We start from the raw sequence: 19134 nt of genomic DNA, 5'->3' as shown, positions 1-19134 counted from the left end.
CTTATTTCCTCCTCTTATTCTTCCACGATTGCTAAGATGTTAGCTTCACCCACGATGACATATTTTTCGTCACCATCTTTGACCTCGATACCTGCATGAGCTTCGACTAAAACTTGATCTCCAACTTTTACACTTGGAGCGACTAGTTCACCGCTCAAGGTGCGAACACCTTGTCCAGTAGCCACTACTGTAGCTGTTTTCGTTTCTTCTTGGGCTGATTTTGCGAGGACAAAGCCTCCGACTGTTTGTTCTTTCTCTTCAATTTTCAAGACCACACGGTCCCCTAATGGTTTCAACATCTGTTTTCCTCCATAACATAATCATATTGTTAGCACTCTTTACGAACGAGTGCTAAACCATAGTTCTATTGTATCACTTAGTCAGAAATAGTCAAGAAAAAAACACCTCAAAAACGAATGAGATGTTCCTTTAATATTAATTGAGAATCGTCAATTTTTGATTGAAATCATTGATAACCTTTTGGAGATTGATCCGTCCTCGATAGATACCATATCCAAAAACCACCATTCCCAATATTCCAACTAAGGCAAGTAAAATTCCGAAAATTAAGATTGGGAGGAAGCTTTTATGAAAGAGATAAATTAAGACTATACCTATACTGGCAATGATAAAGAGTAAGCTAAACCAACGGCCAAGATTTTCAATCATATGACGTTGATACTTAATTTCTGTTTCATATCCATTAACAAGTTCTTGTTTTGTAACCATGAGGATTCTCCTGACAAAAATTGAGAATGAAGGGCAAGAGAAGGAGGTTAGTCTTCTTCATTCTCAAAATTTTCTACTAGTAAATATGTGCTTTTCTTGAGCTTAGTAATTAAGATGTGGGTCAAAGATACCTAGAGCAACACCGACCAAAGCGACAACAACTAGAAGCAACATTACTTTGTTTGGTGAAACTTTTTTCTTAGACATTAACCACCAGCAAATAGTGATGAAAGTTGCTGTCAAGAGACCTGGATAAACACCATCAATCTTTTCTTGGATATTTAAGAAGACTTTTCCTTCAGAATTCTCGAATTGAAGAGCTGTTGTAACAGATACCCAAGTTGCTGCTACCGCACCGATAACCATACCGCCGACAACGCTGATTGCTTTACGAAGTGCTTGTCCTTTTGGTCCTACTAGGAATTCAACGGCTTTATCCCCTAATTGATACCCTTTAAAGAAGGCAAAGCGCATACCAAAGTATACTAAGAGGTTCCATACAACGATGTAGAAGATAGCACCAGCGATGTTACCACCTTTAGAGAGACCGAGGGCAATCCCCAAAAGAACTGGAATCAAGGTCCCAACGACCAAAGAGTCACCGATACCAGCGATTGGCCCCATCAAACCGGCACGCATACCATTGATGGTTTCACCATCCACTGCATCTCCATTTGCACGCGCTTCTTCCAAACCAGCCGTAATCCCTACAACGAGAGAGCCAAGTTGTGGTTCAGTATTGAAGAAGGCAGTATAGGTTTGCATGGCATCTTTTTGTTCTTCTTTTGTATCATACATTTCTTCTACGATTGGAAGCATAGAAGTCAAGTACCCGAAGGTTTGCATGTGTTCTTGAGAGAAACAAGTCAAATGGCCATAATACCAATGATGAAATGCTTTTGCTAATGTTTTCTTTGAAATTTTCTTTCTATCAGCCATTTTAAATATCCTCCTCCTCATCATCTACGTACACCACTCCAGCCGGAGCTGCTTTCATAGATTTAATCACTTCAAGTTCATAGTAGATTACTGCAAAGATCAATGAAACAACCGCACTAGCTACCAAGTTCAAGCCGAGAGATTTAGCCAAGGTAAATCCAACAAAGAATGGAATGAAGTCAGTTGCTTTTGTAACAATTTGTTTCAACAAGATAGCAATACCGACACATGGGAGAAGGGCTCCAACTGTAAAGAGGGCTTTCATCCAGAAACCATCCATAGGCAGGTAAAGTTTCATCAAATCAACCATATTTTCACCATATTTGGTGATAATCATAGTTGGAAGGAAAGAGAAGAGGAAGTGAGAAATCCAAGGATAAACCCAGTCAACTGCGTAGAGTTTTTTGAAGTTTCCTTCTTCAACAGCTTTCCAACCAATGTGTTGCCAAAGCAAGTTCATTGTAGCTGTACCGTAGAAAAGAACAGTACCGATTGTCCCAACGGCCGCACCGATTGGGGCTGCAGCTGCGGCAATTCCAGCTTCGTCTGTGATGTGATTTGCATGCACAAACAAGATAGCAAGGGGAACACCGATATAAGAGATGGCACGAACATCGGCAGATACGGTTCCACCAGGTGTTACCAAGGCGATATAAACTACTTGAAGGGCAACCCCGACCATAATACCGGTTGTCACATCTCCAAGAATTAAACCTGAAATCAACCCACCGATCAAGGGACGACCGAGTGTATAGTTCCCGATACTGGAACCTCCCATACCAGGCATTGAAGACAAGCTGGCGAAAACAGCAAGCAAGATTGCTTGAATCCATGAAATTGTCATAACAAACGCTCCTTTTGTTTGTAAATTTATTTATCTAACTAATAAAACTGTTAGGTTTAAAAACCAAATTTAGATTTGAAATCATCCCAGTAACCAATCGAAACATCAGGCAATAACTGGAATTTCACCTTATATCCTGCTGCTTGAATAGCCTGAAAGGCTTCTGCTTCTTCCTGGGTGATGGATTGGTTATTGCCCAATTTCACTGCACCAGGTCTATCATTTGCAGGGCCAACGATGATTTCTCTGACATCACCTGGGACAAAACCTTGATCCACCAAAATTTCCTTCATATCGATTGGGTTTTTGGTAATCAAGAAGTACCGACTGTCAGATTCCGTTACTTTTGCTGACTTTTCTTTAAAGGCTTCTTTTGTCCATACAAAGGTTTTCTTGTCTGATGCGCCTTTGTAAGCTTGGATCAAAACCTTGTTTGATGCTGCTGCATCGTTTACGGCAATCAAACCATCACATGGTTTTTCTTTTGCCCAGCGTGTGACTGTTTGACCGTGAATCATGCGGTCATCAATCCGTACAAATGTTACTACCATAAGGTACCTCCCTATTAAATATCGTCATCATCTTCTTCAGCACTAGTGGCTGAAACTTCAAAAGGTTGTAGTGCAGATTGTGCTTCTGATAAGATAGTTGCTGACAAATCGTCTCCATCCAACACATCCTTCATCACAACTGCTGTCAGGGCCATGGTCAGGTTCATCCCACCAAGGATCAAAGCTCCATCTAGCTTTCCAGCTTCTTCTAGGACAGTAGCTGCCGTGGTTAATGGACTACCACCTACAATGTCTGCCAAGACCAGCACAGAATCATCTGCTGTCAATTCTGAAATGCTCTCTCTAAAATCAACTGCAAAGTCATCGACCGATTTTCCTTCCTTAAGTCCAACTGCGATGACCTGATTCATCTTGTCACCAGCAAACATAGCTAGCGATGTTTTTAGTCCTTCTGCTAATCCACCATGACTGACTAAAATGAGATATTTCATTTTTCTACACCTCCTTTATTTGACTCTATTGTAGAACATTTGGAAGCGCTTTTACATTGTCAAATGTCACATGATAAACATGACATTTAGTAACAAAAAAATGACATCTGTCACTTGACACAATGTCATCTTATTTTTCTTTAAACTCCTACCTGAAGACTACTTTCAATTTCCCTCTGAATTTGAGGCAAGCGGTTCTCGACATCTTGATCGCGCAAAGCATTGCCAATCAAGTAGTCCAGCTTTTCCAACATTTCTTTAGAGACATTCTTGGGACTACTTTCAACAGCTTGTTCCATGATACGATTCAAGGTCTGATTGGTCAAGGAATCCGTGCCAAAATCATCTACCTGTAAAAGATCTTTACTAGACTGACTTTGGACCACCTGTGGCATAACGGAAATCCCTTGAGATTGATCAAAGAGGAGTTGTTGAATTTCTGGATCTTCTGTCAACACTTGCATCAATTCCCAAGCTAACTTGGAATGAGGGGTCCGAGCAGACATGGCAAAAGAAGTCGTCGTAACCAAAGTCGCCTTGGTAGTTTTTGACTTAGCAGGCATAGGGATACAGGTCCAGGTGAAGTTTGAATATTTTGAAACATGGTAAGGATAAGGTTTATAGGTTCTATATTGAGCCAAAGTCATGGGATAAAAAGCGACTTTCCCCTGGTCAAAATCTTTGGAACTCACCTTATAGTTCTTATTCAACTCTTCCAATTTTTGTAAAAAAGTCAAAGACTCTTTGACTTCTGGAGCCGTAAGTTTGAGCATCCCTCCTTGAAAGAGACTACCCCCATTTGCTGCCAAAGCTTCTTTCCAGGTATATTCTGTACTCCCAAACTGATCCAATTGACCATCTCCATTGGTATCTTTGGTTAGTTTTTTACAAATTGTATGGAACTCTTCCAAACTCCAACCTTCCTTGGGAACCTCAATGCCTTCTTTGTCCAGCAAATCTTTATTGACACACATCAAAATAGGATTACTTTCATAAGGTAAGGCATAGGATTGCCCCTGATAGACACCTGATTCAAATGCAACAGGATAAAAAGCAGCTTGGTCTTCTTGATTCATATAGCCATTTAACTTTTCTAGAACGCCACGTGCCGCCAATAAGGACAGATCTTGCTCAGAGACCATGAACACATCCGGCGTCTTTCCTGAAACAATTTTTTCTGAGAGCCAGTCTGAATAATCCGACTGTGGAATCCCATTTTCATATTCCACACGGACATTAGGATGGGACTTTTCAAATTTTTGAATCGCAAGATCCAAAGCATGGGAGCGTTGACTGGTCGGTACATCCCAACTAGATCCTGCATAAACGCCTATATGGAGCACGATTGGTTGTTGTTTCCACCAATAAAAACCAGTACTCAAAGAGAGCACAAAAAGGAGAACGATTCCCCAACAAAGATGCTTTCGGTTTAATTTCATTCCGTATTTCCTTTTGAAAAATCGCGTCTAGTCACTCCTGTTTGAACTGACCAAATTGCTAATTGCGTTCGATCTCTTAGGTTTAATTTCGCCAAAATCGTTGATAGGTAATTGCGCACAGTTCCTTCTGACAAGAAAAGTTTGGCAGCAATTTCTTTGTTTGACTCGCCATAGCCGACTTCTTGAATAATTCGCCATTCTGTCGTGCTCAAATCCTTGACGTTGTCCTCATCCACAGCAATAGAGAAATTCGATTTGGCCATTTGAGAGAAGATCTGAAAGACCTTGCTTGCGATATTGGGATTGATCATAGCTCCACCCTGATGCACCACCTTAATAGCCTCATAGAGCTCTTCTGTCGAGGCTCCCTTTAAGAGATATCCTGAAGCACCATACTTGAGTGCACTATAGATAAATTCATCATCGTCAAAAGTTGTTAAAATAATAATTTTGATATCCGGATAGTGTTCTTTTACTTCTTTTGTAGCCAAAACCCCATCCATGCCTGGCATCCGAATATCCATCAGGATCAGATCCGGATGCGTCTGTGGAATGCTGGACAAGACATGATTCCCATCTTCCACTGTAGCTACCACTTCGATGTCGGAGTGAGCCGACAAAATAATTTTCAAAGATTCTCGAATCAAGGCTTGGTCATCTGCCACCATTACTTTTATCACCATATCTTATCTCCCTTCTTTATATTTTGGTAAACTGACACGTGTGAAAAATCCATCGCGACTTTCAAATTGAAGCTGGCCTCCTAGAATTGAAATACGCTCCATCATCTGTTTGAGTCCATAACCATAAGTTAAGGTTTCAAACCCAACTCCATTATCTTGCAAAGCGATCAAATAATTCTCTTTATCCTCAAAAAAATGGAGTTTTAGTTGGCTGGCGTGACCGTGGCGAACCGCATTGGTCATAGACTCTTGAATCACACGAAAGATCGTATCTTCAATCATGACATCCATATCGACATCTACCCATTCATAGTTTAGATCAACTTGTAAGTTGGAAAGAATTTGATACTCGCGGATGGTCTTTTCTAAAGCATCTTTGAGAGTTCGTCCCTCAAGTGCTCCCGGACGAAGACGATTAAGAGAACCTCTCACATCTTGGATTCCTTCACGGACCACTTCTGATACGTTTTTCACCTGCTCTTTTGCCCGATTTGGATCGATATCGATCAAGACCCCAACAGCATCTAAACCTGCTGAGATGCCTGTTAGTGCGTGCCCCAGAGTATCATGAATCTCACGAGCAATCCGCTTACGCTCCCGATCCTCTGCAATCTTCTCAGACAAGGCCATATAATTGTTCAACTCCGTATTAACCTTGGACACCATAGCCAATTCTTCCTCTACTTCGTGGTTTTCCGCAAGGACGTTCATAATATAAAACAAAAGTGAAATAATGAAGAGTACCATATTCGAGGCATAAAGGGAATTCTTTAAGAAAAAGGCCAAAATGCGGATAGATTCAGGATAAAAATGAATATAGACATCTAAGGACGGAATCGGGAAGAAAAGTGAAAAGACATCTGAATTTGTCACAAGGAGCATCAAAAAGCTCACTAGGATAAAGGCAAACCAATACTTCCGATCTCTCTTGGTATTCAACTCTTTGGAACCATAGAAGATATCCGCAAAAACCAAGAGAATGAGCCCGTTATAAGCTACATTTTGAACCCACATCAGAAGCAGCATCAGGAGAATCTCCAGAATATTCCTCTTATCAAAAATAGACCATCGACTCGTTTGAGGCAGATATCGACTCATCGATATCAAAGCAATCCCAGCAAACAAAACTGCAGACAACCAAAAAGTCGTAGATGGAGCAAAGGGAATACGCTCTAGGCGCTCTAATAATAGAGAAGCTTGGCGTTGAGCAATGATATAGTTGGTTGCTTGAAGATAGATGATACTGTTTAGCATAACAGCGATAAAATTGACGACCATAAGAATGGCCAAACTGTATCGGACACCTCTAAACTTTCTCATTACTGCCACCCATTCACATCAAACTGATCAATGTTTTCCTTTGTCATCATTTCAACTGGAATGCTCACCTCTTTGGTATAGCTCTTCCCTTCAGCAATATCTTGAATGATCTCCATCACGCGATCTCCCATCTTCAAAGGAGACTGAGCAACGGTTCCCACAACATCATCCGTCGAGTGCAACAAAGATTTCATATCTGGTGAACCATCGATTCCATAAATCGCAATGGGGTAAGTTATTCCTTGCTCCTTAATTGCAGCCAGAGCTCCTATAGCTGAGCGGTCATTTAAGGCAACCAAGGTATCAATTTCAACCCCTGATTGTAAAAAATTCTGGACGGCCGGCATGGCGATTTCCGTTTGCCCCTTGGTTTCTAGTTCCGAGACAATCTGATAAGAACTGTGCCCCTCTATAGTGTCTTTAAAGCCCTGAATCCTCGTATCTGCTGAAACAGTCCCCTTATGTTCCAAAAGGAGGACCCGAGCACTAGAAGAACGTTTCATCAACTCTTTAGCAATCAATACTCCCGCTTGGTAATTATCGGATACAATACTTGCATCCGGCTTAAAATTCTTCAGTTGGGTATCGACCGCAATGATTTTAATTCCTTGTTTTCTAGCTTTTTCAAGAGCAGTTAAAATTGACTGGCTATCCCCCTTGACCGGATTGATCACTATCATATCAACTTTTTGAGCACAAAAATCATCAATCTGTTGGCTCTGTCTTTCTTCGTCCAATTCTGGATCTCGGACATAAACAAGAGCTCCTCTTTCATCGGCAATTCGACTAATTTCCGAATGAATACTTTTATAGAACCCATTGTTCATGGTCATATAGGTGACACCAATTTTAGTCTGATCCTTGATGCCACTTGTTTGACAACGGCCGAAAACCCATAAGAGAACACAGACCACTGGAATCAGCAGTAATAGACGCTTTATCAGCCATTTCAACAATTCTATTTTCTCTTTATTTTTCGTCAAATTTCATTCCTTTTCTGAAAATTTTGAATATATATTACTTTATTCTACTACTTTTTCAAAAAAAGTGCTTGATTTTATTGTACAAGTGCATTTATTTGACCTATTTAAGAATTAATTTCCGAACAATAGCACAAAAACAATAGAAAAAGCTGGTCTATAGGCGAACCAGCTCTTCTATTTGATTGATATTAAAATGGAAGTTCCTCTTCTTCCAAGACCAAATCTGCTAAGTCTTGTCCTGCATTATTTTCACGCATAGCACGTTGGGCACGGCTTTCTAAGAGTTGGAAACCTGTACAGAGAACTTCTGTTACATAGTTGGTCTGGCCATTCTTCTCAAACTTACGGGTACGAAGTTCCCCATCCACAGAAATGAGACTACCCTTGCTTCCATAACTAGCCAAGGTTTCAGCCAATTTTCCCCAGACCACAATATTGATGAAGTCTGCTTCACGTTCCCCATTTTGATCTTTATAACGGCGATTCACTGCGATAGTTGCTCGTGCAACAGACTTATCATTGTTGGTTTTGTGCAACTCTGGTGTAGACGTCAAACGTCCGATCATAATAACTTTATTATACATTTTTTCATCCTCCTACTTATCTATTCGAAGGTAAAAGAAAAAAGTTACAAAATTTGTAACTTTTTTAAATAATGTTAATCTCTGTGAATCATAAATCCAGTTGCTTGTTGATTGGCCATGATGGTCATATCTGTGATTTGTACACGTCGTGGTTGACTGGTTACATAGACAACAGCATCTGCGATATCTTGTGCCTGCAAGGCTTCGAGTCCCTGATAGACCGTCGCAGCCCGTGCCTCATCTCCATGGAAACGAACTTTTGAAAAATCTGTTTCAACAATACCTGGTTGAATAGTGGTTACCTTGATATCTGTCGCAATGGTGTCAATTCGAAGCCCATCTGAAAAGGTCTTGACTGCAGCCTTGGTTGCTGAATAGACCGCTGCCCCAGCATATGCGTATATACCTGCAGTAGACCCCATATTGATGATATGTCCTTGATTAGCTGCTACCATGGAAGGCAAGAGACAGCGTGTAACTGCCATCAATCCCTTGACATTGGTATCCAGCATAGTTAACATATCCAACTCTTCATAGCCCTGGTAAGGAGCTAAGCCTAAAGCAAGTCCGGCGTTATTGACCAGGATATCAACCTGACCTACAATTGCTAAAATTTCTGAGCAAACAGTCTTTACCATGCTCATATCTGTAACATCTAACGGAAAGGTCCAGACTTTTTGATTTGGAAAGGCTTCTAAAAACTCATTTTTTAGGACTTCGAGTCTTTCTGTTCGACGCCCTGTAAGAACGATATTCTCACCTTCTTTTAGATAAGCACGCGCAATTGCTTCACCAATACCTGATGTTGCACCTGTAATGACCACATTTTTTGCCATCTTATTCCCCTCTAACAATGATTATAGATAAGGTTCATGAATTAAGCAGTCCAGTGCTTAGCTGGGTCAAAGGGTGTTCCTACAACTTGGTCGTCTGACAATTCAATGACACCACGTTTTTGGGGAGCATTTGGCAAGGCAAGTTCACGAGGGCTGCACATCATGCCAAAACTCTGTTCCCCACGAAGTTCGCCTGGAAAAATGAGATTCCCTTTTGGCATCATAGCGCCAGGAAGAGCTACAATGGTTTTCAAACCGACACGCGCATTGGGAGCACCTGCAACAATTTGTACTGTTTTGTCCTTCCCAACAGCAACCTGACAGATATTGAGGTGGTCACTATCTGGATGCGCAACCATCTCTACAATCTCACCGACAACAAATTTTGGTTCCTTGTCATTGATGATTTCTTCAGCAAACCCTTCTTCTTGCAATTCTTGGTTCAAACGAGCTACTTGGTCGTCAGTTAAAAAGACTTGCCCGCGCTCAGAGATTTCAAACATGCTAGAAACTTCAAAAATGTTCCAAGCGACAGTCTCACCAGTTTCTTTTAGGAAAACACGCGCTACATTACCTTTACGCTCAACATCTAGTTTGGCATCTCCACTGTTTTTCACGATGACCATAAGGACATCGCCGACATGTTCTTTATTATATGTAAAAATCATTCTTTTCTCCTATTTCAAACTTGCTAAAAAGTCATTGATTTGCCCCTTGGTTTTACGGTCACGATTGACAAAACGCCCAATCTCCTTGTCCTTGTCTAAAACAACCAGACTTGGAATCCCATATACATCCCAAAGTTTGGCAAGTTCCATGTACTCATCTCGGTCGACCCGTATAAAAGTAAACTCTGGATTGCTCTCTTCAATCTCTGGCAAGGCAGGGTAGATATAGCGGCAATCACCACACCAATCCGCAACAAAAAGGAAGACCTTCTTGCCATCCTGTTCTACTAAATTCGCTAATTCTTCTAAACTGTTCGGAGAAATCATAAAACTTCCTCCTCATAGATGAGATCTTCATCTTCGTAGACAAAGGTATAGTGACGACCATCTTCAAAAATAACACCACCAACAAGACGTTCTAAACTACTTTCATACACTTGAACATAGAGAGTTCCAATCTCACCCATTTCTGAAAAGTAGTCACGCACAATAGCAGTCAACTCTTCCTGCGTCTTCATGAGTTTGTGATCATCAGCTACTTTCTTAGCTCCAAAGGCAAGAGCTCCAAGTCCTGCCACAACCAAACCTGTTTTAATAATATTTTTCGTTTTCATGCTAACATTGTAACACAAAAAGGCTCAAGGAACAATGAAAAAGGGAGTCCCACTCCCCTTTACCAATATTGAAAACTTAATAGTTTCTCTCTCCAAATAAATCTTCTGGTAAATCATGGAATCCCTTGCCTGTCTTGAAATTTTCAAACTTGCCTAGCAAGAACTGGTAGGCATCTAAGCGGCTTTCATAGCGAATCATGGCATCTTTAGCCCGCTCATCTTGATCTTCTTCATAGACCTTTTGGCTTTCCTTGAGCGCCATATCATTAATCATGATTTGGGTATTAACCCAGGCTTCAAATTCCTTCATAAATTCTTGTTCGTAACTCATTGTTTCTCCTTATTCTATTCCTCGATAATAATCTGTATCAATCTCACGGTAAGGCTGGATATCCTGAACATACTCCAATACACCTTGAAATTCTCCATTTTCATCGTGTACAGCAGCATAAGTGATATGAACAAACTTGCCCCGTGATTCTGACTTGAACCACATCTCGTACTTGTCTTTTTTCCCTTCACGAAGACCTTGCATAATGGTTTTTACCTTATCCAAATACTTGGGCGGATGACATAGTTCGACATTGCGCCCGACTTGAGACGGTGTCCGCTTGAAAATCATCTCATCTGCTGGCGTATTGTCATTGTAATACTGGAAGATATCATCCTTATTAACAAAGGTAATCTCCATAGGCAAATGATTAAGGATAAGATTAGCTTGTTCAACTGAAAGATAGCCATTTCCAAAAGCCTGCTGACTATTTCGGTCCATCACTGCTTCCTTTTCCTTAGGTGTAAAGGTGATAGTAAACTGACCCTCTGGCGTATCAATCACTTGTTGAACCTGTCCATCTACAGTTTCTGGCTGAGTTGGTTCTTCTACACTTTTTTCCTCAACAAAACTTTGACGTTCAGGAACCCATTTCTCAGACGGACGGATGATCGCATAGCCATAAGCATCACTTTCCTCTGCAATCTGAATCCAGTCATCCTGGGTGAAGGATTCGAGCAGAATCATGAGGAGGATGGACTCTTCCTTGAAAATCATACTCTCAAATTCAGTCGCAAAAGCTTCAAAAGCTTCCTTTACGGCGGAAATTGGCACTTCTGGGAGCGACTTAGTTGACGCTAAAGCTGTTTGAAAGAGTTCCCTGATCTGGTCATCCACTCCCCACATAACTTTTGGTGGCGAATCATGTCCGTAACGCTCCATAATAGGAAAGAAGAGCTCTTCCTTCCGCTGGTAGTGACGGTCAAATTGACCTACAAGTCCCATCTGCCGAACCAAACCCTTACGCATCTCCGCAAGCATTTCCTCGTCTTCCATAGACTCATATGTATCTAACAATCTACGAACACGAATCAAGGCAGCTCGAAGGGCTAGATTTTCATCCTTAAAGACACGCACGGGATGACCTGAATGCTCTGTATCTTCAACTTCGACACCCTTAACAGCATTTTTAAAGAGATTGGCATGGACATCACAGAGCTCCATGACGTCTTCAAAGGTCACACCTGAGTCCGAGTTCATCAACTCGTGCTCCATGAGGGAAATCTCGATAGCTGATACACCTGTAAAGGTTGCATCAAAGCGTTCCTGAACGGATTCAGGGGAGGCTCCATGATGCAATTCTAATAAAATATCCCGTAGGACATGAATTCGTTCATCTGTCATTAGTCTAATCCAATCACTTCGTAACCATTTGCTTCAAGTGTGCGTACAATCTTGTCCATAGGAGTTCCCTCCAGCTTAGACCCCTGTTTAAGCGATACTTTTCGTCCGACTGTATTTCGCATCAAGGGATTTGCAAGAGGTTTAAAACCGAGTTCTACTAGGATATCTAAAACTTCTGGATGCTTGTCCACCACTTCCGCAACAGGAATAGATACATCAATGATATTGTCCATCATAACCTCCATCATATTCTCTAACAGTTTTTTCTTTTTTATTATACCACAAGGGCAAAGATTAAAAAACTAGCAGTAGAAGACTTGCTAGTTTATTTCGTATCACTTCATTATTTCTAATTATATAGACTCTTCCTAGTAAATATCCCAAAGTCTTAATGTATCTTTAGTATTATCATTAAAGAAGTTTGAAAAACCAGTCTATGATCTTGAAAAGAATCTTATAGAACAGTAATTGGAAGGCGAAAGAGATTAAAAACCAGAGAATTTTTATCAGACCGACAATTGGTGTTATAAAAAGAAGAGTGAAGAGCTTCCAAAAAGATTTCATTCTTTATCCTCCGGCTTCATCAACCAAGTAGCTGTATCCATAAGCTTATCTACGAGAACTAATTTCGCCAAACTAACGACTGTGTTTTCATCTTTTTTTATGGTTTCTGCAACTTTTAAAGCTTGCCTTGTAAGAAGATAATTACCGTAGGTTTTGGCCAGTATTGTTATGATCCCCATGTCATTCTCCTTCGATGATTTCAACCTCTTTTTGGATAGTGGCAACATCTCTTTGATATTGTGCTTCATCGTAGTTAATCAATTTGGACAATTCTTTTTGCAATCTTTCTCCCATGGGTTTCATGGTCGCAAAGGTTAAGCCACCTGATAGGACTCCACCTAAGATAGGAATAGCTTTCCCCATCCCTTTAGCAAAACCTCCCTTTGTCAGATTTACCCCAAAAATTTTCAAAACTTTTTCTAAAATGGGATACCACAAAGTCTTAGCTAAAGCCTTCTGGGGAACTGTCTTCATGACGTGTTTAGCAACTGAAACTCCACCAGATCGAAGGAGAGCTCCAGCACTATTTACTCCCAACATCACTCCCAGATAGAGCAAAAGGGTATTTTTAGCTTCTTCGCTCAGCTCATTTCGCGAAGCCCAGAGATCATCATAGCCGTAAATATAGCCTAGCTCCTGGGCTAGTTTTAATGAAAATGCGTAAAACTGGGCTACATCTGTCGGAATTGTAACCGCCATGGCAATACCTCCAGGAAAACCTGCCAAAACAGATGTCCCACTTGCCAGTAAAACATTATCTTTAATACAGGCATTGGCCACTTGATCTAAGGTTTCCTGAGGTAATAAAGCTGTCGGCCCTTCTTCCAATAATCTAGGAATATCCTTTGAAGCCACTTTCTTAGAGAATTTATCCATTAAAAATTTTGACCGGTTCACTTTGACGACAGGAAGTTTTACTACCTGTTGCAACACTTGCATCGCCACATCTTCTTTAGCCATCTCTATCTCCGTTTTTCATTCGTATCAAGCTTTATCTTATCATATTTATGGAATAAATGATATTTTCAAGATTTATTTTCTTGATTTCTACTCATCTAATCTGACTAGACAATGACCTACTTATAGACACACAAAAAAGAGGGTTTCCCCTCTTTCTGCTTAATGTTTATCCAGATTGCGTAGCATTTCGTCAATCTTGTTTCCATATTCGATGGATTCATCTTTGACGAAAGTTAAGTCTGGAATTTTGTACAATTTCAAATTGCGACCAAGTTCACGTTTGATGGTGCCAGTTGCTTTTTCAAGCCCGACTTGAGCTTTTTGATTATCTGAAACAAGGTTACTCAAAATAGTGTAGTAGACCTTAGCAACAGACAAGTCACCTAGCATCTGAACATCAGTGATAGTCACACCTTGGACACGCGGATCACGGACTTTCTTTTGCAAAATCTCATTGACTTCGCGCTTGATTTCCATGCCCACACGGTCCGTACGGAAATGATTTGCCATGCTTTTTCCTTTCTCTCAATTGAACCAAAAGCTAGGCCAGCAGACCTAGCTATTTTTAAACTTATTGATTTTCAATTCAAATTGAAACGAAGTTCAATTTGAACTTATCTGCTTCTTTCGCCGTGGTGAAAGTGATTGGACTGATAATTCAGTTCAATCACTGGGGATTTTTGAGACTCTAGGCTCAAAAATAAGCAATGAAACCATCGGTTTGCTTGCGTCCCTCACCACCTAAGAAAGGAGCAAAAATCTTATCTCTTGATTTCTTCCATGATATAAGCCTCAATCACATCATCCATCTTGATATCATTGTAGCCGTCAATCATGAGACCACCTTCACGGCCGTTTGTAACTTCTTTGACGTCATCTTTATAGTGTTTCAAGCTAGCTAGGGCACCATCGTAAATAACGACACCGTCACGGATGACACGGACTTTAGAGTCACGGGTAACTTTACCGCTGGTAACCATAAATCCACCGATTGTTCCCACTTTAGATACCTTGAAGGTTTCGCGAATGATCGCTTCACCGATAACTTTTTCTTTAAATTCTGGGTCAAGCATCCCTTTCATGGCTTCTTCCATCTCTTCGATAACCTTGTAAATGATACTGTGGAGACGGATTTCTACATCGTCAGCTTCTGCTTGTTGACGAGCTTGTGGTGTAGGACGTACGTTGAAACCAACGATAAAGGCATTTGAAGCTTCGGCAAGAGTCACGTCAGATTCATTGATAGCACCTACTGCTGAGTGAACAATAGTTACTTTAACGCCTTCCACATCAATCTTTTGAAGTGATGCAGAGAGAGCTTCAACAGAACCTTGTACGTCTGCCTTGATGATGACGTTAACTGACTTGAGTTCTCCTGCTTTAAGGGTATCAAAGAGGTTTTCAAGGCTGACACGTTGAGTAGCTTGACGTTGCTTCATAAGAGCACGTTTAGCACGTTCTTCACCAGCTGCACGGGCAGATTTTTCATCTTCGTAAACGGCAAAGTGGTCACCTGCCATTGGCGCTTCGTTCAAACCTGTGATCGATACTGGTGTTGATGGGCCTGCAACCTTCACACGACGTCCAAGGTCGTTAGTCATAGCACGGACACGTCCGAAAGTATTTCCGACAACGATTGGATCTTGGACATTCAAAGTACCTTGTTGAACAAGAAGGGTTGCAACTGCACCTTTTCCTTTATCCAAACGAGCTTCGATAACAGTACCGATGGCACGAACTGTTGGATCAGCTTTGAGCTCTTGAATTTCAGCCACAAGTAGAACAGTTTCCAAGAGTTCATCGATATTTTGGTTGAACTTGGCTGAGATTTCTACGAACTCAGAATCTCCACCCCAAGCTGTTGACATAACACCATGTTCAGCCAATTCACCGATCACACGTTCTGGGTTGGCACCTGGTTTATCGATTTTGTTGATAGCCACGATGATTGGAACATTAGCCGCTTTTGAGTGGTTAATGGCTTCGATAGTCTGAGGCATTACCCCGTCATCTGCCGCTACGACCAAGATGGTAATATCGGTAACAGAAGCACCACGCGCACGCATAGAAGTAAAGGCCGCGTGTCCTGGTGTATCAAGGAAGGTAATCTTCTTACCATTTTCTTCGATCTGATAAGCACCGATATGCTGAGTGATACCACCAGCTTCTCCCGTAGCAACACGAGAATTACGAAGGGTATCCAAAAGGGTTGTTTTACCATGGTCAACGTGTCCCATGATCGTTACAACTGGTGGACGCTCTACGAGTTCATCTTCATTGAGATAACCCTCTTCAGCAAAGAAACGTTCGATATCAGCATTGTCCACTTCAACCTTTTGTTTAGCTTCAATACCGTAATCTACCATGAGGAGTTCGATTGTTTCACCGTCCAAGGACTGGTTTTGTGTCGCCATCACACCCATCATGAAGAGTTTCTTAACAATCTCAGCTGGTTCGCGTTTGATACGTTTTGCGATTTCCGCAACGGTCATACCATCTGTATATTCAAATTCTGTTGGCAATTCATGGAACTTACGCTCTGTAACAGGTTTTGGTGCCTGATTACGGTTATTTTTGTTATTGCCTTTTTTATTCTTTTTGTTATTGTTCCAGTTACTATTTCTTTGATTTCTCACTTGATTTTGACTACTTCGATTCTTTTGTTGTTTTCTAGGACCATCTTCTTCGTGATCGTAATCATCACGATCTTTGTCTGGTCGGGCTTGTTTCTTACGACGTGTATCCACTACAGGTTCTTTAGCTGCAGGAGCTACTTCAACCACTGGTTGAACTGGCTGCGCTTGTTCAGCTAACTTAGCAGCTTCTTCAAAGATTTCCTCAGGTTCCTTGCGTTTGTTTGCTTGAGCCAAGGCTTCTTTGGCAGCTTGAGACTGCTTGAAGCGTTCCTCACTTGAACGAGCATATTCTGCATTTTGCTCTGCTTTTAGAGCAGCTGCACGGGCTTTAAAGTCAATGCGTGGTCCAGCCTGATTTGGACGTTTGTCCTCTTGCTGACGACGATCATTCCCACGATTTTGCTGACCTTGTTGTTTTTTACCTTGATCATTGAATCGACGGTTGTCACGATTGCCTTGACCTTGTTTACCACCATTACGGTTATCATTTTTTTGACGATTTCCATTTTGTTGATGGTCACGGTTATTACCCTTATTTTGCTTGCGTCGTTCAGCCTGCTCTTTTGCACGTGCTTCACGCTCAGCCTTAAAGTTTCGACTCTGCGGTTTTGCTGGTGCCACTTTTTCTTCTTTAGGAGCAACAGCTGCTGCTGGTTTTGCCTCTTCCTTAGTGACAACTGGCTTTGGAGCCACAGGTTTCGATTCTACCTTTGGAGCAGGAGCAGTTTTAAAACTTGCTACGATTTTTGAAGCAGCTGCTTCCTCCACACTTGATGAGTGGCTTTTTACATCCAAGCCCAACTCTTTTGCACGCGCTACAACTTCTTTACTTTCTTTTCCAAGTTCTTTTGCGATTTCGTACAATCTTTTCTTAGACAAATCATGTCCTCCTCTTCTATTCCATAAGAGACCTCATTTTCTTTGTAAATCCAGCATCTGTCACAGCCAAAACTTTTCTTGATTTTCCGACTGCTATGCTTAATTCCAGTGTTGAAAACACGGTAATAACTTCTACTTGATAATAATGACTTTTATCCTGAATCTTCTTGGTCAGGTTGGGGGCGGCATCATGAGCGAGAAATACCAGCTTTACTTTCTGGTCTTGGATGGCCTTAACGACCATCTCTTCACCCGAGATGATTTTCCCTGCTCGTTGAGCAAGTCCCAAGAGATTGGCAATTTTTTGCTTATTCAAGTCCTAACTCTCTTCTTTTCACTTTATGATCGACATAGGCAATCAACTCGTCATAAAAGCTTTCTTCAACTTCCATACTAAAGCTACGGTTAAAGAGTTTTTTCTTTTTAGCCTCTAAGGCTTCTGCATTGTCTAGCTTGATATAAGCGCCACGACCATTAGCCTTGCCTGTCGGGTCGATAAAGACCTGTCCTTCTTTGTTCTTGACAATACGGAGTAAATCTCGCTTATCAATCACTTCGTTGGAAACAACAGACTTGCGCAAAGGGATTTTTCTAGTTTTCATCCTTCCCTCCTCTGATCAGCTTTTATTCTTCGACCAATTCGTCTGTTTCTATCTGGTCAGCTTGTTCTACTGCTTCCATGGCTTCAAACTCACTTGCAGACTTGATATCGATACGGTAGCCAGTCAAGTGAGCTGCCAAACGAACGTTTTGTCCACGACGACCGATCGCAAGAGAAAGCTTGTTATCTGGCACAACGACCAAGGCACGTTTGCTGTCGTTTTCATCAAAGATAACTTGGTCAACTTCTGCAGGAGCGATAGCGTTGTAGATAAATTCAGCTGGATCTGCTACCCATTCGATAACGTCGATGTTTTCTTCGATTGGAACCATACGGTCGCTCTTGGCATCGTAGCGAGCTGGGTGGAATTTGCTAGTAATTTTCTTGATGTTAGCACCACCACGTCCGACGATTGTCCCGATCGCATCCACGTTTGGATTGTGGCTACGAACAGCAACCTTTGTACGGTCACCTGCTTCACGAGCTACGCTCATGATCTCAACAGTTCCGTCATAAACTTCAGGAATTTCTTGTTCCATCAAGCGTTTGATCATTTCAGGGTGGCTACGGCTCACAAAGACGTTTACTCCACGAGGATTGTCTTCAACCTTGTAGACATAAACTTCGATACGATCGTGAGAAGCAAAGACTTCACCAGGGATTTGGTCTTGTTTTGACAATTGAGCTTCGATGCTGCCAAGGTTGACATAGATAAAGCGATTGTCGAAGCGCTCCACTGTACCTGACATGATTTCTTGCTCATGCTCTTTATAGGTGTTGTAGGTGATAGCACGTGTTTGCTTGCGCATTTTTTCCATGATGGTTTGTTTTGCAGACTGGGCTGCTACACGACCAAACTCACCTGGTGCTTCTTCAAATTTAATCTTGTCCCCAAGCTCGTAAGCTGAGTTAATGGCAAGAGCATCTTTCAAGCTGATTTCCAAACGGCTATCAAATACTTCATCAACAACTTCACGAACAGTATAAACTGTAAAGTCACCTGTCTTTTCGTTGAAATCAATGGCTACACTGTCAGACTGCCCATAGCGTCTGCGATAGGCTGAACGAAGTGATTCCACCACTGCATCAATGATGTCTTCTTTTTTGATTCCCTTGTCTTCTTCCAAAATGCGGAAGGCCTCTAGCATTTCTTTACTCATCTTCTATTCACTTTTGA

General features: G+C 41.4%; 25 protein-coding genes. All 25 read right to left on the bottom strand.

Annotated features, from left to right (window positions below; all coding sequences use genetic code 11):
- Positions 1–14: 14 nt before the first annotated feature.
- The 25 genes from groES to nusA all read right to left on the bottom strand — a co-directional run bounded on the left by groES (position 15) and on the right by nusA (position 19117).
- Positions 15–299 (bottom strand): co-chaperone GroES, encoded by a 285-nt coding sequence (gene groES / locus RRU92_RS04835; RefSeq protein WP_049527054.1) that lies wholly within the window; start codon positions 297–299, stop codon positions 15–17.
- Positions 300–435: 136 nt separating this feature from the next.
- Positions 436–729 carry a DUF202 domain-containing protein gene (locus RRU92_RS04830; RefSeq protein WP_315640821.1) on the bottom strand — a complete coding sequence of 98 codons (294 nt, stop codon included), beginning with the start codon at positions 727–729 and terminating at the stop codon, positions 436–438.
- A 102-nt stretch (positions 730–831) separates the two neighbouring features.
- Positions 832–1668, bottom strand: a complete 837-nt coding sequence (locus RRU92_RS04825) for a PTS system mannose/fructose/sorbose family transporter subunit IID (RefSeq protein WP_000775055.1) — start codon at positions 1666–1668, stop codon at positions 832–834.
- 1 nt (position 1669) lies between these two features.
- Positions 1670–2512, bottom strand: a complete 843-nt coding sequence (locus RRU92_RS04820) for a PTS sugar transporter subunit IIC (protein ID WP_315640819.1) — start codon at positions 2510–2512, stop codon at positions 1670–1672.
- 56 nt (positions 2513–2568) lie between these two features.
- Positions 2569–3063 carry a PTS system mannose/fructose/N-acetylgalactosamine-transporter subunit IIB gene (locus tag RRU92_RS04815; RefSeq protein ID WP_070460178.1) on the bottom strand — a complete coding sequence of 165 codons (495 nt, stop codon included), beginning with the start codon at positions 3061–3063 and terminating at the stop codon, positions 2569–2571.
- Positions 3064–3077: 14 nt separating this feature from the next.
- Positions 3078–3515 carry a PTS sugar transporter subunit IIA gene (locus tag RRU92_RS04810; protein ID WP_214262372.1) on the bottom strand — a complete coding sequence of 146 codons (438 nt, stop codon included), beginning with the start codon at positions 3513–3515 and terminating at the stop codon, positions 3078–3080.
- A gap of 140 nt (positions 3516–3655) precedes the next feature.
- Positions 3656–4954 (bottom strand): extracellular solute-binding protein, encoded by a 1299-nt coding sequence (locus tag RRU92_RS04805; protein WP_248034686.1) that lies wholly within the window; start codon positions 4952–4954, stop codon positions 3656–3658.
- Positions 4951–5634 (bottom strand): response regulator transcription factor, encoded by a 684-nt coding sequence (locus RRU92_RS04800; RefSeq protein ID WP_006147185.1) that lies wholly within the window; start codon positions 5632–5634, stop codon positions 4951–4953. The genes RRU92_RS04805 and RRU92_RS04800 overlap by 4 nt, the downstream gene beginning before the upstream one ends.
- Positions 5635–5640: 6 nt before the next feature.
- Entirely contained in the window at positions 5641–6957 is a 1317-nt protein-coding gene (locus RRU92_RS04795) for a sensor histidine kinase (RefSeq protein WP_001224944.1), read from the bottom strand.
- Positions 6957–7940 carry a substrate-binding domain-containing protein gene (locus tag RRU92_RS04790; RefSeq protein WP_248034687.1) on the bottom strand — a complete coding sequence of 328 codons (984 nt, stop codon included), beginning with the start codon at positions 7938–7940 and terminating at the stop codon, positions 6957–6959. The genes RRU92_RS04795 and RRU92_RS04790 overlap by 1 nt, the downstream gene beginning before the upstream one ends.
- 188 nt (positions 7941–8128) lie before the next feature.
- Positions 8129–8524 carry a single-stranded DNA-binding protein gene (locus tag RRU92_RS04785; protein ID WP_000282453.1) on the bottom strand — a complete coding sequence of 132 codons (396 nt, stop codon included), beginning with the start codon at positions 8522–8524 and terminating at the stop codon, positions 8129–8131.
- Between the two features lie 74 nt (positions 8525–8598).
- Complete coding sequence (locus tag RRU92_RS04780) at positions 8599–9360, bottom strand: SDR family NAD(P)-dependent oxidoreductase (protein ID WP_315640817.1); 762 nt, start codon at positions 9358–9360, stop codon at positions 8599–8601.
- Between the two features lie 41 nt (positions 9361–9401).
- Positions 9402–10028, bottom strand: a complete 627-nt coding sequence (gene ytpR / locus RRU92_RS04775) for a YtpR family tRNA-binding protein (RefSeq protein ID WP_315640816.1) — start codon at positions 10026–10028, stop codon at positions 9402–9404.
- Positions 10029–10037: 9 nt separating this feature from the next.
- Positions 10038–10355, bottom strand: coding sequence for a thioredoxin family protein (locus RRU92_RS04770; RefSeq protein ID WP_315640815.1), 318 nt, complete (start codon positions 10353–10355; stop codon positions 10038–10040).
- Entirely contained in the window at positions 10352–10642 is a 291-nt protein-coding gene (locus RRU92_RS04765; protein WP_024053819.1) for a DUF4651 domain-containing protein, read from the bottom strand. Before RRU92_RS04765 ends, RRU92_RS04770 begins: the two co-directional genes overlap by 4 nt.
- Before the next feature lie 76 nt (positions 10643–10718).
- Complete coding sequence (locus RRU92_RS04760; RefSeq protein WP_060955310.1) at positions 10719–10973, bottom strand: DUF1912 family protein; 255 nt, start codon at positions 10971–10973, stop codon at positions 10719–10721.
- Positions 10974–10982: 9 nt separating this feature from the next.
- Complete coding sequence (locus RRU92_RS04755; protein ID WP_315640814.1) at positions 10983–12317, bottom strand: DUF438 domain-containing protein; 1335 nt, start codon at positions 12315–12317, stop codon at positions 10983–10985.
- Positions 12317–12550 carry a DUF1858 domain-containing protein gene (locus RRU92_RS04750; RefSeq protein ID WP_000368732.1) on the bottom strand — a complete coding sequence of 78 codons (234 nt, stop codon included), beginning with the start codon at positions 12548–12550 and terminating at the stop codon, positions 12317–12319. The genes RRU92_RS04755 and RRU92_RS04750 overlap by 1 nt, the downstream gene beginning before the upstream one ends.
- 327 nt (positions 12551–12877) lie before the next feature.
- Positions 12878–13060, bottom strand: coding sequence for a hypothetical protein (locus RRU92_RS04745; RefSeq protein WP_315640813.1), 183 nt, complete (start codon positions 13058–13060; stop codon positions 12878–12880).
- Between the two features lies 1 nt (position 13061).
- Positions 13062–13841, bottom strand: a complete 780-nt coding sequence (locus tag RRU92_RS04740) for a hypothetical protein (RefSeq protein WP_315640812.1) — start codon at positions 13839–13841, stop codon at positions 13062–13064.
- 159 nt (positions 13842–14000) lie between these two features.
- A complete protein-coding gene (gene rbfA / locus RRU92_RS04735; RefSeq protein ID WP_315640811.1) occupies positions 14001–14351 on the bottom strand; it encodes a 30S ribosome-binding factor RbfA in 351 nt (116 codons plus the stop codon).
- A 251-nt stretch (positions 14352–14602) separates the two neighbouring features.
- A complete protein-coding gene (infB, locus tag RRU92_RS04730; RefSeq protein WP_315640810.1) occupies positions 14603–17356 on the bottom strand; it encodes a translation initiation factor IF-2 in 2754 nt (917 codons plus the stop codon).
- A 16-nt stretch (positions 17357–17372) separates the two neighbouring features.
- The gene (locus RRU92_RS04725) at positions 17373–17672 is read right to left on the bottom strand and encodes a YlxQ-related RNA-binding protein (protein WP_049504276.1); all 300 of its coding nucleotides are present in this window, start codon (positions 17670–17672) and stop codon (positions 17373–17375) included.
- Positions 17665–17958: an RNase P modulator RnpM gene (gene rnpM, locus RRU92_RS04720; protein ID WP_315640809.1), complete on the bottom strand. Its 294-nt coding sequence runs from the start codon at positions 17956–17958 to the stop codon at positions 17665–17667. Before rnpM ends, RRU92_RS04725 begins: the two co-directional genes overlap by 8 nt.
- A 22-nt stretch (positions 17959–17980) precedes the next feature.
- Entirely contained in the window at positions 17981–19117 is a 1137-nt protein-coding gene (gene nusA, locus RRU92_RS04715; protein ID WP_315640808.1) for a transcription termination factor NusA, read from the bottom strand.
- Between the last annotated feature and the right edge of the window lie 17 nt (positions 19118–19134).

It is taken from the genome of Streptococcus sp. DTU_2020_1001019_1_SI_AUS_MUR_006 (genome assembly GCF_032340315.1).
GTDB lineage: Bacteria > Bacillota > Bacilli > Lactobacillales > Streptococcaceae > Streptococcus.
Note: the sequence above shows the minus strand (reverse complement) of the source record. Positions and strands in the feature narration are given on the sequence as shown.